Origin of the sequence: Eubacterium oxidoreducens (assembly GCF_900104415.1) — a bacterium.
Classification (GTDB): Bacteria; Bacillota; Clostridia; order Lachnospirales; family Lachnospiraceae; genus Eubacterium_C; species Eubacterium_C oxidoreducens.
The window spans coordinates 165,674-180,458 of sequence record NZ_FMXR01000005.1 but is presented as its reverse complement, the minus strand read 5'-3'; the positions used below and the strand labels follow the sequence as shown (position 1 = coordinate 180,458).

General features: G+C 39.7%; 13 protein-coding genes. 2 read left to right on the top strand and 11 right to left on the bottom strand.

Translation table 11 applies throughout. From position 1 onward, the window contains the following. Positions 1 to 113: 113 nt before the first annotated feature. Positions 114 to 677: a flavin reductase family protein gene (locus tag BLS20_RS02460; protein WP_090171829.1), complete on the top strand. Its 564-nt coding sequence runs from the start codon at positions 114 to 116 to the stop codon at positions 675 to 677. Between the two features lie 95 nt (positions 678 to 772). Here BLS20_RS02460 and BLS20_RS02455 read toward each other — a convergent pair whose 3' ends face one another. The 7 genes from BLS20_RS02455 to BLS20_RS02425 form a co-directional block, all read right to left on the bottom strand. Continuing rightward, a complete protein-coding gene (locus BLS20_RS02455; RefSeq protein ID WP_090171828.1) occupies positions 773 to 1,615 on the bottom strand; it encodes a glycoside hydrolase family 25 protein in 843 nt (280 codons plus the stop codon). A gap of 152 nt (positions 1,616 to 1,767) precedes the next feature. Beyond that, positions 1,768 to 3,534: an ammonium transporter gene (locus tag BLS20_RS02450; RefSeq protein ID WP_090171826.1), complete on the bottom strand. Its 1,767-nt coding sequence runs from the start codon at positions 3,532 to 3,534 to the stop codon at positions 1,768 to 1,770. 238 nt (positions 3,535 to 3,772) lie between these two features. Further along, positions 3,773 to 4,798, bottom strand: coding sequence for a glycosyltransferase family 2 protein (locus BLS20_RS02445; RefSeq protein ID WP_090171824.1), 1,026 nt, complete (start codon positions 4,796 to 4,798; stop codon positions 3,773 to 3,775). An 18-nt stretch (positions 4,799 to 4,816) separates the two neighbouring features. After that, complete coding sequence (locus BLS20_RS02440) at positions 4,817 to 5,944, bottom strand: glycosyltransferase (protein ID WP_090171822.1); 1,128 nt, start codon at positions 5,942 to 5,944, stop codon at positions 4,817 to 4,819. Further along, entirely contained in the window at positions 5,941 to 6,930 is a 990-nt protein-coding gene (locus tag BLS20_RS02435) for a glycosyltransferase family 2 protein (protein WP_090171819.1), read from the bottom strand. Before BLS20_RS02435 ends, BLS20_RS02440 begins: the two co-directional genes overlap by 4 nt. 14 nt (positions 6,931 to 6,944) lie before the next feature. Beyond that, positions 6,945 to 7,868 carry a glycosyltransferase family 2 protein gene (locus tag BLS20_RS02430; protein ID WP_090171816.1) on the bottom strand — a complete coding sequence of 308 codons (924 nt, stop codon included), beginning with the start codon at positions 7,866 to 7,868 and terminating at the stop codon, positions 6,945 to 6,947. Positions 7,869 to 7,888: 20 nt separating this feature from the next. After that, entirely contained in the window at positions 7,889 to 9,013 is a 1,125-nt protein-coding gene (locus tag BLS20_RS02425; RefSeq protein ID WP_090171815.1) for a glycosyltransferase, read from the bottom strand. 100 nt (positions 9,014 to 9,113) lie between these two features. Here BLS20_RS02425 and BLS20_RS02420 point away from each other — a divergent pair, with 100 nt between their 5' ends. Continuing rightward, on the top strand, positions 9,114 to 10,676 hold the full coding sequence (locus BLS20_RS02420) for a lipopolysaccharide biosynthesis protein (protein WP_090171813.1): 1,563 nt from the start codon (positions 9,114 to 9,116) through the stop codon (positions 10,674 to 10,676). A gap of 59 nt (positions 10,677 to 10,735) precedes the next feature. Here BLS20_RS02420 and BLS20_RS02415 read toward each other — a convergent pair whose 3' ends face one another. The 4 genes from BLS20_RS02415 to BLS20_RS02400 are packed head-to-tail and all read right to left on the bottom strand — an operon-like array spanning position 10,736 to position 14,784. Beyond that, positions 10,736 to 11,887, bottom strand: a complete 1,152-nt coding sequence (locus BLS20_RS02415; RefSeq protein WP_176762256.1) for a glycoside hydrolase family 88 protein — start codon at positions 11,885 to 11,887, stop codon at positions 10,736 to 10,738. Then, entirely contained in the window at positions 11,887 to 13,047 is a 1,161-nt protein-coding gene (locus BLS20_RS02410; protein ID WP_090171810.1) for a polysaccharide pyruvyl transferase family protein, read from the bottom strand. Before BLS20_RS02410 ends, BLS20_RS02415 begins: the two co-directional genes overlap by 1 nt. Positions 13,048 to 13,062: 15 nt before the next feature. Further along, a complete protein-coding gene (locus tag BLS20_RS02405) occupies positions 13,063 to 14,052 on the bottom strand; it encodes a glycosyltransferase (RefSeq protein WP_090171808.1) in 990 nt (329 codons plus the stop codon). A 9-nt stretch (positions 14,053 to 14,061) separates the two neighbouring features. Continuing rightward, positions 14,062 to 14,784 carry a glycosyltransferase family 32 protein gene (locus BLS20_RS02400; RefSeq protein WP_090171806.1) on the bottom strand — a complete coding sequence of 241 codons (723 nt, stop codon included), beginning with the start codon at positions 14,782 to 14,784 and terminating at the stop codon, positions 14,062 to 14,064. Position 14,785 lies beyond the last annotated feature (1 nt).

Sequence of the window (14,785 nt, the reverse complement as noted above, 5' to 3'; positions counted from 1 at the left end):
TTCCAAAAAGGTACTATATACCCTAAAAGTGCATTCTTACTAAAATCATTTATTTATGTTAGTTTTATCATGTTCAAGAAAACATTTCAATAGTTCGAAAGGAGATTTTAACTATGCAAAAAAATATCGGATCTGTAATGGGCTTATACCCGACACCTGTTACCATTGTTGGTGTGAAAGGAGAAAACAAAGTCAATTTTCTTACCATTGCACATGTAGGTGTGGTGGAACATGGTCATTTACTCGTGAGCATTGATCGTTCTCACGAATACTCTAATTCCATCATACAAAAAACCAAACAACTGTCTGTAAGTCTGGTAAACCAAAAGATGTTAACAGCCGCTGACTATTGTGGCATTGCCAAGGGTGCCACCACCGACAAATCCACCGTATTTCCTTACTACTTTGAAGAACTGAAAGCTGCTCCTATCATCGAAAATGCACCGGTATCCATGGCCTGCGAAGTCATCGATTCCATAGATGTCGGTGCATTTACAAATTACATATTAAAACCGGTTCATACCTACGTACAGGAGGAGTGCCTTAATGAACGTGGAAAGATTGATTATGAGAAAGCTGATCCCGTCCTCTTTGAATTTCAAAGTGCCCAGTATCTAAACGTTGGAACTGTCATCGGTAAAGCGTGGATTCTCGGCAAGGATTATCAGCCAAACTAAAACTACATAATTCCCATCACGCGCTGCATTACAAGGCAAAAAGAAAGCATATTCTCTGAACGAATTCAGAAAATATGCTCTGAGCTTATATAGCTTTATTTTTTTATTAATCGGATGTCCAAATCCACATCTCCCGAGATTCCGTCAACACTTCCGGTACTGGTATATTGCCAGTACTCAAAGTGATACGGCGTCTGCGGCTTAGATTCATAGTCCGCATACCACATCGGAATATCCGTCAGCTCTCCAAGCTCCAGCTTATACGCCTGCCACATTAAATTGGCATATACCATCGCGTCATAACCGCCCTCTTCAATCGCCTTGCAAAAGGCCACCGTATTCTTTGTGAACTGCTCCGCGCTCACATCGTCGGTTCTAGCTTCCTCATTCAAGATACTTTCCGGATCATAGACAATCGGAAGCTGAAGATCATAGCCTTCTACGGCATCCATCACAAACTCAGCTTCTTCTCTGGCTTCTTCTTCACTGATTGCCTGCGAAAAGAAATATACGCCCACATCAAGTCCGGCCTTAATTGCCCCCTTTATGTTCTTCTTAAACTGCTCATCCAGATTCAGTTTTCCTTCGCTATATCCGCGATAGCCCACGCGAATAAATGCATACTCAATTCCGGCAGCCGCAACCTTCTTCCAGTTAATATCCCCCTGAAATTTCGAGACATCTACGCCGACACTCGATGTGTAATAATCATCTTCGTAGGTCATAAATTCTCCATCTAAAACAAAATTCTCTGCCGTATAGCTATTTTCTTCAACATCCGAGTCCACCGTCAGCTCGTGGTACTCTCCTTGTGCATCCACAAAAGAAATCACTTTTTCTTCTTGTGTCTGCACTACTTCCTCCTTTGTACTACCGCACCCCGCCATGCCAAACATCACGGCCACGATTGTCCCGATTGCTAATAGTTTTCTTTTCATCTGATTAACTTTCTAACCGCTCCTAACTTATCATTTCCTCTCTATCTTACCAATTTTCATGGGGAAATATCAAATATGATTACAAAAAAGCAGCCATGTCATACGACACAGCCGCTCATACGCAAGTAGTTCCCTACTATTATGCAATTGTCTTAATCTTGAAGTGCCGCATATCCTTCTGCGCCGGAACTGATTCGGATTGCATTATCTACGTTATAAACAAAGATTTTACCATCTCCCGGACGTCCTGTATAAAGCACTTTCTTAGCAGTATCAATTACGGTCTGTGGCGAAATCTTACTTACCACAATATCAACCTGAATCTTAGGAAGGAGATTCATCTCCAGCGGAACACCACGATAAGAACTTGTTCTTCCTCGCTGCGTACCACATCCTAATACATTCGTTACGGTCATACCATTGATTCCAATCTTATTCATTGCCTGTGCAAGTGCATCGTATTTACTTTGCTTTGCAAATATCGTAATCTTCGTAAGTGGCACATCACTTCCTGTCGAAACGGCATTGCTTGTTCTAAGCTGTACCGGAACAGCCTCGTCCATCGAAACAGCATCTTCTGCGATTGGTAATTCCTCATGTGATGAGAAATTATTAATAGAAGATGTCAGCGCAAAGTCTGCATAAGCACTTGCAAGATCATGCTCGGTTGCATCAAGTCCCATAATTTCCTCTTCTGCAGATACGCGAAGGCCAGCTGTCTTTTTAATAATTCCAAATACAATTAGGATGACGACAAGAGCCCATGCCATTGTGGCAAATAATCCAACAAACTGAATTCCAAGAAGCTTAAATCCGCCTCCATAGAATAAACCAATCATAGTGTTTCCAGAGCTGTCAACAATGGAATATCCAGGTGCTGCCGGTGTTGCAAATAAACCAACTGCAATTGTTCCCCAGATACCATTGATAAAGTGAACTGCTACGGCACCTACCGGATCGTCGATATGAAGTTTGTAATCCAATAGCCATACCCCATATACTACCAATAGTCCTGCTACAATACCGATAATCAATGATCCGGTAACATCCGTAACATCACAAGGTGCTGTAATGGCAACCAGTCCGGCCAGCGATGCGTTCAAACACATTGACACATCCGGCTTTCCGTATTTTGCCCAGGTGAATATCATACAAGTAACCGTTGCTACTGCAGGTGCAATCGTTGTGGTTAAGAAGATAGAACCCAGCTGCTCAAGCGATGTTGCTGCTGCTCCATTAAATCCGTACCAGCCAAGCCATAAGATGAACACACCAAGCGCACCAATTGGCAGGTTGTGTCCCGGAATCGCATTAACCTTAATGACCTTTCCATCAGAATCTTTTTTAAACTTTCCAATACGAGGTCCAAGCATTGCTGCACCAATGAGTGCGCACAGACCACCAACCATATGAATACAGTTAGAACCTGCAAAATCATGGAATCCCATATTGGCTAACCAGCCGCCGCCCCATGTCCAATGTGCTTCGATTGGATATAAGATACCGGACAGGCATGCGGAATAAATACAGTAGGAAGAAAATTTTGTTCGTTCTGCAACTGCTCCTGATACAATCGTTGCAGTTGTAGCACAAAATACTAGGTTAAATACAAATGCGGAATAATCAAAACTTCCATAATTTGAGAACATATCAAATCCCGGTTTACCAATAAATCCAAAATAATCTTCTCCAAGTAAGAAAGCCGAACCGATGACGATAAACATTACTGTACCAATACAAAAGTCCATCAGGTTCTTCATAATGATGTTACCGGCGTTCTTTGCTCGGGTAAAACCAGATTCTACCATGGCAAATCCTGCCTGCATCCAAAATACTAATGCTGCTCCTATTAAAAACCAAACTCCAAAAGTGGTCTCACTAACGCTGCCACTTACAAAATCCATTATTTCTTGAGTCATAACATAATCCTCCTTAGCTATCTTTCCAAAAACGAAAAAAAGAAAAAAGAAAAGGCGCGTTACCTATCTGCTAGCCGATAGGTAACACGCCGTTGTGCTTTGTGTCGTTTTTGTAATTTTGCTGATTTCATGTTATGCCTCCCCCAAAAGGATGTCAACACAAAATCTTAATTTTTTGTGAATTTTGTTAATTTGATAGAAAATTTAAAATCTTTTTCGAAATGTTTGTAAGATTTTACTAACCTTTAATATGTTTTAATACCTTCCCTTTCCATTCTAGCCATGCCAGATATTTATAACATGCATCCACGCTTTTACAGATTTTTCTTACCATCTTTTTTGTAACCTTGTCCGGAAGAATACGCAACCATTCTTCTTTTCTTTTTATCAAATTCGAGCGAATCAATTCCGGAATATCAGCCAAAGACTCATCCGGATTATTCCGGATTAATTTCAGAATTTCAAACATGTGCCATACTACCGAAACCGCGCAATTAGAACGATATTCCGGAAACATATCAATAAACATGTCATAGCAGTATTCATAACAACCATATGTAACAGCTCTTTTTCTTGTAATCTTAGAGCGCATGATACTTCCCTGCCGAAGCCGATAAAAGTATTTCACCTCCGGCACAAAGCAATATGACTTCATAACATTTCTGACATCTGCCGTAAAATAAACATCTTCACTATTGATATTATTTCGAAATCGAATTCCATATTTTTCAATCAATCTACGTGAATATAACTTATTCCAGACAACAACATCCATTTTGTTGTCTGTCATCATATTCTTTGACAGATAGTATCGAATTGCTTCTTCTTTCGTTAAATATTCTCTTTCCTTTTGCGTTGCAATTTGAGGATATCTGATCTTGCGCTCCCCGTCCTTTGTTTCTTCCACCGTTGCATAACAACACTCCACCAAATCTACCGTACCATTTTGCGAAGCTTCCACCAGCGTTCGAATCATATCTTTTGCGATATAATCATCGCTATCTACAAACAACAGATACTCACCCTTCGCATGATCCATCCCATAATTTCTCGCCTCTGACAGTCCATACTCCGCAGGCAAATCATAAACTACAACAGATTCATATTCTTTTCCAAATCTCTCACAAATCTCCATGCTTTTATCTGTTGAACCATTATTCAAAAGCAACACTTCCATTGGTATTTCCTTATTGTCCAATACGGATTTTACGCATTCCTCCAAATACGGTTCAACGTTATAAACCGGAATGATAACCGAAACCATATTCCCTTATTATCCCTTCTATATACTCCATAAATCTTCATACGCTCGCACACGTATTCCATGTTCAAAAAAGCTGCGTCTGTTTTGACACTCTTTTTTATAATCCTCAACTTTCTCAGGATGCTTTAAGCACGCAAGAAGCATATCTAAAATTCCCTGCTTTGAATTTTCACATATTATTCCGCATTCGGACTCTCCAAATATTTCCTTCATGCCTGCACAATCCGTCGTCAGAATCGGCAGTTCACATAAAAGCGCTTCCACTGCGACGGTACTAAATCCTTCCGCATATGAGGTAATCACCAGATAATCTGCTTTCTTCATATACGCATATGGATTTTGCAAAAGTCCGAGCATCGTCACTTCCTCAGTCAAGTCATTTTCCTCAATTAACTGACTAAGTTTTTCACGTTCCTCGCCTTCCCCAATCATATATAGATGAAATCGATAACCTTTCTTTTTTATCAGTCCAAGACTCGTAATCAATCGATCATAGCCCTTAACCTCAACCAGCCTTCCAACCGTTAATAATGTCATTTCATCTTTTGGCGGCAGATCAATCTCTTGCTGCGATTTTTCCCGAATCATCTCATCATCCACAATATTATAAATCGTAGTTGTCTTAATCCCCGGAAAATAATTTTCAAAGGATTGCGTCACCTGCTCAGATACTCCTACAACGCAATCATACTTTTCATACAACTTTCTTTGAGCTTCTATGTACTCCTTCGGCCGATTGCTATACAAACGATGATTGTCCGTATGTAACCATGCATATTTCTTTGCATCCGGATTTGTAGAATGCGCTACAAATTCCGTCGGCATGCCTTCATAAAAAGCCACCTCAATGTCATATTTTTCTTTTACCAGTTTACGGTATATCTTTTGTTTATCCTTGCTTGCATAGCTATGATTAAACATGCGATATTTCAGCTTGTTGGTATTATCAACCAGATACTGATACTTTACATGTGGTTTAAAAAAAGATTCAAACCGGAACGTATAACCATCATAAACGCTATTTTTAAAAATAGCGATAACCGTAATCTCATATTCTTTGGGATCCAATGAATTCGCCAGATCAATCAATATCTTTTCAGCACCACCTACTACCATAGATTCTACGTAAAAAGCAATCTTCTTCATTTGTTTTTCCCTCTCAAACTAATATGCTTTACATAACTTTTTGGCATCTTCTCAAAATAGAAAAAGCGTATTTTGTCTTTCATGGCAAGGCTTTTCGACTCCTTTTTTACAGCATGAAACCGTCGAAACCATCCATCCCAATCATCATAGCTAACCTGATGACAAATCGCCTTCCCATAATTTTCTATAAACATCTCTAAGAATAGTTTTCTATTTTCCATTTGAAAAGATTCCGGCATATCGGCAAAAGCCTGCACCCTTTCGTAAAATACAGTTAATGCATCCAGATTTCTCTTGGAAAACGAAAGATTTGTAATAGATTCTTCATTTTTACAATAGACATATCCTACAATATCCGTATCTATATATGCCTTAAAATCATGCTGAAAGATGTGATGAAGCACTTCATCATCTTCGTATATAATTCCTTCTAAAAACCTGCAATTAGAAAAGATGTCTTTTTTATACAATTTATTCCATGGTGCTACAATAAGGCCATTCCAGTGATCGTTTTCATTTAATTTTAATAGCAGCTGCTTTGCCGTAAGCTCCCCTTGAAATGAGACTTTCGATCGGTACAATCTCATCGGCTTTCCCATATACTCACCGCACTGATTTCCAATAATCATCCATCGATTCGCATCCTCATTTATATGTTCTGCCAATCGTTCTATACTATCAGCCGGAAGATAATCATCACTGTCAACAAAACGAATCCATTCTCCCGTTGAAGCTTCTAGTCCCAGATTCCTGCTTGCGGATACCCCTTTATTCGCATGCTGAGGATGATATAATACTTTGATTCTAGAATCTATTTTCTCCCACTTTGCCAGCATTTCATAACTGCAATCGGTTGACCCGTCATCCACAAATATAATTTCCAAATTGGAATAAGTCTGCTTTCTAATACTTTCCACGCACCGTTCTAGTTGCTTTTTAGCATTATATACCGGCACAATAACGGATATTTTACAACTAATATTCATACTACTCCCCTTCTCTATACTCCGATATCTTTATACTGTTTGAGCCTTCTTTTGGCTAGAATTTTTGCTTTTATCTTAGGCACCTTTACCCCTAATTCCAGGCACATCTTATCAAGCAAATCTTCTCTTTTGGCAATATATAAATGTGCTGCCATCTGCAACACACTAGCCGCTCTCTCCTCCGGCCCGGTTGCGTTTTTCGCATTGTTAAAAAACAATCTGGCATAACCTACCGGATTTTTTTTCATCAGTGCCCAGCTTCCCTTCGTCAGGCCATCTTCTAAGTATTCACAGACATATATAATCTCCCGGTACCAACGAAGCTTATATCCGTCTCGTGCAATTGCATCCCATACCACAGCTTCCGGTACAAAGTTTTCCCCTTCTTCCACTATGAACGGGTATTTTTTTAACAAATCAACGCGATAGATTTCTGCCATATCTGCCGTTAGATTATACTGCTTTCTTTCTAGATTCGTCGCCGTTATATAAGGTGTCTCAAACCCAATCTCCCCGCCGATTGGTTGCAGCTTGCCATCCCTGTAACGTCCTCTGACTCCGGATATGCCTGCTAGCGTTTTTCTTTCTTCTTCCGTAAGCTCTTCTATCCACGCAAGGATATGTTCTACTGCATGATTCAACAGATAATCATCTGAATCCACGATAAACAAATATTCCGAATCCACCATCTGCAAGGCACGATTAATCGCTCTTTGCTTTCCACCATTTTCAATCCTTTCATAACGGATCGGAAAGTCATGATCGTCTAACAGAATCCTTTGAAATATTTCTTTTGTATCATCTGCAGAACCGTCATCTATCACCAGCCAGGAAAATTCCCTGGAAGTTTGATGTTTTAACGATTCATATAATTTTGTAATGATATATGCCCTGTTATAAGTTGGCGTAAATATTGTAAGTGTACTCTTTGCTCCCATATTCCCCCATACTCCTATGCTTAAAGTATCTGTCCTAATTCTTCCATTCGCACTCGCAAATCAAATGCCTCTTTTCGAACAGTAAGTTCCTTTTGAATCTTCTCAAAATCCGGTTTTTGATCCAAATACGCCTTTATCATTCGATAGATTCCCTCTTTCGAATTTTCTTCAATGATGCCACATTCACACTCGCCAAATAACTCTCTCATTCCTGAACATTCCGTTGTAAGAATCATTTTCTCTAATATCAGCGCCTCTGTTGCAACCGTGCTAAATCCTTCCGAACGTGAAGAGCATACAAATGCATCCGCCATCTTCATATATGGATACGGATTCTTTTTAAATCCCAAAAGCTCGATATAATCTTCCAATTCATTCCGGCTAATATAGTTTTTTAATTCGTCTTCCATAGGTCCTTGTCCTAGTATACGAATCACAAAATCATAGCCTTCTTCCTTCAAGCGAAGTGTCACCGCTGCAAGGCGATCGTAACCTTTTTGTTCCACCAATCGGCCTACTGTAATAAATTCTACCGGCTTTCTACGCACCACCTCAATCGGCTCTTGTGCTTTCTTTATGATTTCCTCTGAATCTACCGGATTAAATTGCACTTCTACCGGATAATCATCCCCAAACTTTCGGATAAACTGCTGTCTTACAAAATCGGATACCGCATAGATACCATCGTATTTATGATAAGCATTTTGGTGCTCCTTTAGATTTTGATAATGGGTATCCGCATGCGCATTTTCAATCATATCAATATGAAGCCACGCATATTTCTTAGACGGCCGGTTCGATGCCGCTACAAGTTTTGTTGCAAATCCTTCTACGAATGCAATTTCCACGTCATAATCGTCGGTGATATATTTTTCATATACCTTTTGCGGATCTGCATGATAAATCTTTTTATATGCAGACTTATATTGCATCTTTTTTAGCGGACTGGTCATAGTCTCATAATCCTCTAATATATATAGCAGATTACAAGCTTCTTCTACCTGTTTCACATAAATCCCTGTCTTAACAATCGTAAGAACACTGACATCATATTTCGTCTTGTCTAGATTCTTTACGATCGTTGTAAGAATCTTTTCCGCTCCTCCACCCGCGAGACTTTCAATCACAAACAATACCTTTTTCATCTATTCTTCTTACCCCCAATGGTAAATTTAATGGTAATATAGTCTTATTATATGCTAAGATAATAGAAAATACAAAATACATCAATAAGGATTTCATCATATGAACGAAAAATCAAGAACGCATAACTCTATACTTAATATTATGGTTGGTTTCGGTGGTTATGGATTAAATCTGCTACTTAGTTTTATCTGCCGAATCATCTTTACCAGAACTTTAACAGCTGAGTATCTGGGTGTTAACGGTTTATTCGGAGACATCCTTACCATGCTTTCTCTCGCAGACCTTGGAATCGGTACTGCAATTGTCTATGCCCTTTACAAACCACTTGCCGACAAAAACGAAGATAAGATTGCCTCTTTGGTGCAATTCTTTGGTAAAGTCTATCGTATCATCGGACTCGTGGTTGCCGGTATCGGACTTTGCCTTATTCCTTTTCTTCCTGCGCTTATGAACGGTAGCTGGACCATTCCGGAAAATCTCTATGTCATTTATCTGATTTTCCTTTTTAATACAGCGTCTTCGTATTTCTTTACCTACCGGACAACGCTTCTTACTGCCGATCAAAAGAATTATCTGGTTGTTGGCGTTCATTACGTCTTTATTATTGCGCAAAATATTGTGCAGATTATATTATTAATTGTCACACACAATTTCTTATTATATCTGCTGATTCAACTAATTGCTACTTTACTTTATAATTTTACGATATCCTATATTGCCAAAAAACAATATCCTTTTATTGTCGGCAAAAAGATTACACCGCTTCCCAAAGAGGAACGTATGCAAATTGCAAAGGATACCAAGTCCCTTCTCTTTTACAAACTTAGCGGTGTTCTCGTAAACAATACGGATAATATTATCATTACTTCTATAAGAGGTCTTGTTCAAGTGGGACTCTTATCGAACTATACCTTATTCTCCGGTATCTTAAATTCTATGCTGGGATTTGTCTTCAATGGCCTCACTGCCAGCATCGGTAATTTCAATGCCCAAGAATCCGACGAACGAAAGCTCCACCTGTTTCACACGATTAATCTGGCCAATTTCTGGTTATTCGGCTGGTGTGCAATCGGCATTGCTTTTGTGTCAAGTCAACTGGTACATCTATGTTTTGGCGAAGACTATATGATGAATCTCGCGATTCCGATTATTCTTGCATTTAACTTCTATATGGTTGGAATGCAAAATGCCGTCCTATCCTTTAAGACGACTCTCGGATTGTTTAAATATGGTCAATATATCTTGATTATAACTGCGCTTATCAACATTGGCTTATCCTTATTGCTTGGACACTTTTGGGGCGTATTTGGCGTTCTTTTGGCTACTGCTATCTCACGCGCCGTTACCAATACCTGGTATGAACCTTATGCCGTTTTTAAGCACGGTCTACATGTAAAGCCTGCTTTGTATCTAAAACGCTATCTTTTCTATTTGATCATTTTGCTGATTTCCGGCGGCATCTGTTATTTTTTGTGCTCGCTGGTAGAGATTACTTTGCTTATTGATATTATCGTCAAATTTATTATTTGTTCGATTGTTCCTAACCTTGTTTTTTGGATTTTCTTACATAAACAAGCGGAATACAAGGACGGAATCGGTATGTTAAAGCATGCAGTTTCTCTGATTGGCGGAAAGATTAAGCATATCTTACATCGCGGATAGCATCCTTTCGATACGAAATATACGTGTGCATTCTCACAGAGCATTTCTCTTAGCCAAAGTTAGAAAAATGCTCTTACTGTCAATCCCTGTGCGAACGGCATCACATCATACACCTGTGAAAAACTGCCAATTCCATGTGTATCACCCTGACAACCATCAATCGCTCCATCCTTCATGGTTCTACTCATCAAATAACTCAGCGCTCCATCCGCAACCTGTCGATAGATATCATTTTCAAAAATGTAATAAACCTGTCTAAAGAAATATGCAAGCGCAGCCGTAGCCGAACTTTCCGGCTGTCCACCGCCTTGAATAATACTTCCAAAACTTCCATCTTTATTTTGATACTTACGATAGCACTGCGCAGCTTCGTAAATATAACTTCTAAGTTCTAGCTTATCCGGTCCGTCCTCCAGTTCCAGATACGTATCCATCAAGCCAAGAATATACCAGGCCTGACCTCTTCCCCATCCATAAATACTAAGCGGTAATCCTTTCTTAACCTGAAATGCATGGCAGGCAAGCTGCGTTCCCTCATACATCCCAAATTCCCGAAACTTTCGAATCTGTGAAACGGCAAGCTCAATATATTTGGGTTCCTGATATACCTTTGCGTATAATGCCAGAAATGGACATACCATTCCAAGTGTATCAACAAATCGAACCAGAGAATGTTTTCCTTGTGAATAACTGATCATACCATCTTCACAGAGATTATTCTCAAGCACTTCTACCATTCGATTCATCGCAGGTCTGACCTGCTCCGGATGCGGCGACGTCTTTAATACCGCATAGGCAAGCATTGCATAATCCACCTTGTCCACCTGCTGCTTCCAGCTTCCATCCGCACTTAGTACACGTTCTCTCCATTTGGCAATTTCCTGACACGCACGCTCAGACTGCAAATGATCCAGACCAAGTACCAGGCAGGCCGTCTGCCAGCTTTGGATCGTTGCATTTTTATATTTTCCTTGTAACTTATCAAGCAATACATATCTTTGGCTGTCGGTCTGCTGCACAACCGGTGTATGAAACAACCAATCATAGGCACACTCTACAACCGCCCTCTTCCAGGAACCACGCTCACCCCATCTGCCAATTCCGCGTCGTCTCATATTTCTTTTAAGATTGGCCGATGCATCCGTTCCCCAAAACGCAATGGTAATAACAGCGTAAATAATCAAGATAACCAGTACAATGATAACTCCCATTATTCCACCTCTTTCCATACAAGTTCTGCCGCGCTTCGTGCTCGTTTCACATATTCCGGAAGTATCTTTGTAAGATGGTCTCGAATTTCTTCCTTACGATTTAGAATCTGCACAAAAGCCTGATACAAATCCTCTTCCTGATCTAAACTTTGCACCGGAATGACATAACCTTCTTCCGTTCCAAATAAGTCTTTTGCAATTCCTCTCGCCTTAATCGAGTATCCTACCACCAGCGTCGGTACCGCCGTTGAATAAGCCGCAACCGAAGCATGCGTCCTTGCCGCTACCGTAACTTCACTTTTTGAAATGATACTTTTCAGCTGCAGACAGTTTTGGTCTTCAATCATATAGATGCGACCGCTGTCTTTATACTCTTCATATAACTGCATCAAAGGTTTTCGATCGTCATTTGCCTCCCAGACAACATGTGGGAGCAGCGCTATATCGAAGTTCGTATGATCCAAAATCCCCTGCATCAGCGTTCGATAATTGGCAAGCGTAATACCTTCTTTTGCTTCCTTGCTTTGAATCATCGGACTGACATTGATACAGATGTATGGATTATTCCCTAGACCGTCTGGTATCACCGCCTCTTGCATTTCCATGGTAAATGCCGGATCTGCGCATAGCACGGTATTCGGATTAATCTGTTTTAGATTCTCATAAGAAAGCGACTCTCTTGTAACAATCATATCGTAACCTTTTAAATCTTCTCTCATCTTGTCGGTCAGATTCTCAGGTCCGATTGAACACCCCCATAAAACGGTCTTCGTTCCCTTCGCTCTTACAATCCGATTCACCATATATAAGTAGTCGTTATCGCCGTAGCAATAATTGTCTCCTCCAATGGAAAGCAGTAACGTATCCTGATTACATGCATCAATAACCGGCTGATATCCGATTTCATCAAATGCCAACGGATTCTTTTTTATTCTCGTACCAATAAACCCTTTTACATACTCACTTGACAATCTTGATATCGTCTTTTTGGATTTATGAATCTCAATTAAATCTTCTCCGATATAACGATAGTCTTCCTCCGGCCGGTCGGAAAATACCTGCCCGGGATACTTATTCATTAAGCCGGCAGTTGTACGAACAAGTGCTTCACAACCATGATTCCCACTTCCGCCATGCGGAAATAATACAATATTTTTCATCTGCCTTCCTCCCTGCTACTTACGTAATGTCATATACAGATAGAATCCTTTATACTTCTTTTTTACAATCATATCAACGAATTTCTTTGGATAAGATGTGGTATCTGCTTTCGCAGCAGCTACTGCGACCTCATCATGATCCATAATATAGCGAATCGCCTTTTGTCTTTGCTTTTTGTCCATCTCATTTTTATTTGAAAATAATTCAAACAACGAATTATATGCATCATCAAAAATACGATGCGCGATATAAGCCTCCATTTCTTCGGTATACATTCCAAGCTTTTTATAGCATTGCACCATAGCCTTATTGATCATGATGCCATTATCAAAACGATCCTTTCGATACTTCGTTGACAAAGTTTCCTGATCATCAATCACATAGTGATATAACGGTTTATTTTTATAACAAATACCTTTTGCATAGCTAAGATATTGCATATTAAACATCAAATCTTCTCCATAAGAAGTCGTCAGTGGAAAACGGATCTTATGTTCTTCGATGATGGTTCTTCGAAATAATTTGTTCCAAGGCCCATACAGATAGTAACGCTTATTCAGTTCCAAAAAATCCTTTTGCGCTTCTTTTGTTACATTTCCAAATGAAATCTTACAGTCCTGATAAGCAATGCTTTGCGAACGAGACGGATATTCGTTTTGTGTCGATGCAATGGTAAGGTCCACATCATCTGTCATCTGTTCATATAACGTCTTTAAATAATTTGCTTCCACGTAATCATCGCTATCTATAAATGTAACAAAATCCCCCATTGCATGTTCTAGTCCGGTATTTCTCGCTTTTGACACACCGCCATTTTCCTGATGAATGACTTTGAGATTATCATTCCGAGCTGCGTATTCATCCAATATGTCTGCGCTTTCATCTGTCGAACCATCATCTACAAAAATTGCCTCATAATCCACATCCTGATTTGCACAAATGGACTCTATACACTTTTTTAGTTTCTCCTGCGAATTGTACACCGGAACTATAATGCTTATCATCGTATCTTCTTATCCTTCCTTGTTTTTTCTGATTTTTTCCAGTACATTTTTTCCCAAGGTCTTTGAAATAAGCCCTTTCACAACTTTTTTCGTTTGTTCTTTTTTCGACATCCAGGATACAAAAAACAGATGCGCACAGATAGAATTGTCCGTCTTTTCCATAATGCAATTCACATAATCATACGGCGAGAAATACTCAATCGGATAAATCACAATCCCATCTTGAATCTCCTGCTTTTCATTATTTCTTTTGAGTCCACGTCCTTCTAGAATATGCGTAAGCCTTTGCACATTCGTTGTGGTATTCATCGTCCCGTCTGCATTCATAAAATGTGCCCCTTCATAAGAAGAAACAAAGATATCAAGTGCCGGATGATTCTTCTCACATGCCATAAAGCTGGTTGCAATCCAGTTGCCGTATTCAAATCCAAAGACACATCTGTGATCTAATATCTTATCAAAGCTTTGAAACACCATCACATCCGTATCTAGATATATGCCCCCGTATTCTTTTAACGCCTGTGCCCGCGCCACATCCGATACAAAAGCATATTTCTTGTTCTCATAGGCTTCCTTTACATAGGCAGAAGAATACACATCAAAATTCTTTTCATTCCACTCAATAAACTGATAGTCCGGCAGGTTTTCATGCCAGCTATCCATACACCTTTTTACTTTATCCGGCATCTCATTGCCGCCAAACCAGCAATAATGAACGATCTTCGGTATCATA

Coding starts and splice junctions, on each gene's coding strand:
- BLS20_RS02460 (WP_090171829.1), top strand. CDS start 114: ATGCAAAAAAATATCGGATCTGTAATGGGCTTATACCCGACACCTGTT.
- BLS20_RS02455 (WP_090171828.1), bottom strand. CDS start 1,615: ATGAAAAGAAAACTATTAGCAATCGGGACAATCGTGGCCGTGATGTTT.
- BLS20_RS02450 (WP_090171826.1), bottom strand. CDS start 3,534: ATGACTCAAGAAATAATGGATTTTGTAAGTGGCAGCGTTAGTGAGACC.
- BLS20_RS02445 (WP_090171824.1), bottom strand. CDS start 4,798: ATGGTTTCGGTTATCATTCCGGTTTATAACGTTGAACCGTATTTGGAG.
- BLS20_RS02440 (WP_090171822.1), bottom strand. CDS start 5,944: ATGAAGAAGATTGCTTTTTACGTAGAATCTATGGTAGTAGGTGGTGCT.
- BLS20_RS02435 (WP_090171819.1), bottom strand. CDS start 6,930: ATGAATATTAGTTGTAAAATATCCGTTATTGTGCCGGTATATAATGCT.
- BLS20_RS02430 (WP_090171816.1), bottom strand. CDS start 7,868: ATGGGAGCAAAGAGTACACTTACAATATTTACGCCAACTTATAACAGG.
- BLS20_RS02425 (WP_090171815.1), bottom strand. CDS start 9,013: ATGAAAAAGGTATTGTTTGTGATTGAAAGTCTCGCGGGTGGAGGAGCG.
- BLS20_RS02420 (WP_090171813.1), top strand. CDS start 9,114: ATGAACGAAAAATCAAGAACGCATAACTCTATACTTAATATTATGGTT.
- BLS20_RS02415 (WP_176762256.1), bottom strand. CDS start 11,887: ATGGGAGTTATCATTGTACTGGTTATCTTGATTATTTACGCTGTTATT.
- BLS20_RS02410 (WP_090171810.1), bottom strand. CDS start 13,047: ATGAAAAATATTGTATTATTTCCGCATGGCGGAAGTGGGAATCATGGT.
- BLS20_RS02405 (WP_090171808.1), bottom strand. CDS start 14,052: ATGATAAGCATTATAGTTCCGGTGTACAATTCGCAGGAGAAACTAAAA.
- BLS20_RS02400 (WP_090171806.1), bottom strand. CDS start 14,784: ATGATACCGAAGATCGTTCATTATTGCTGGTTTGGCGGCAATGAGATG.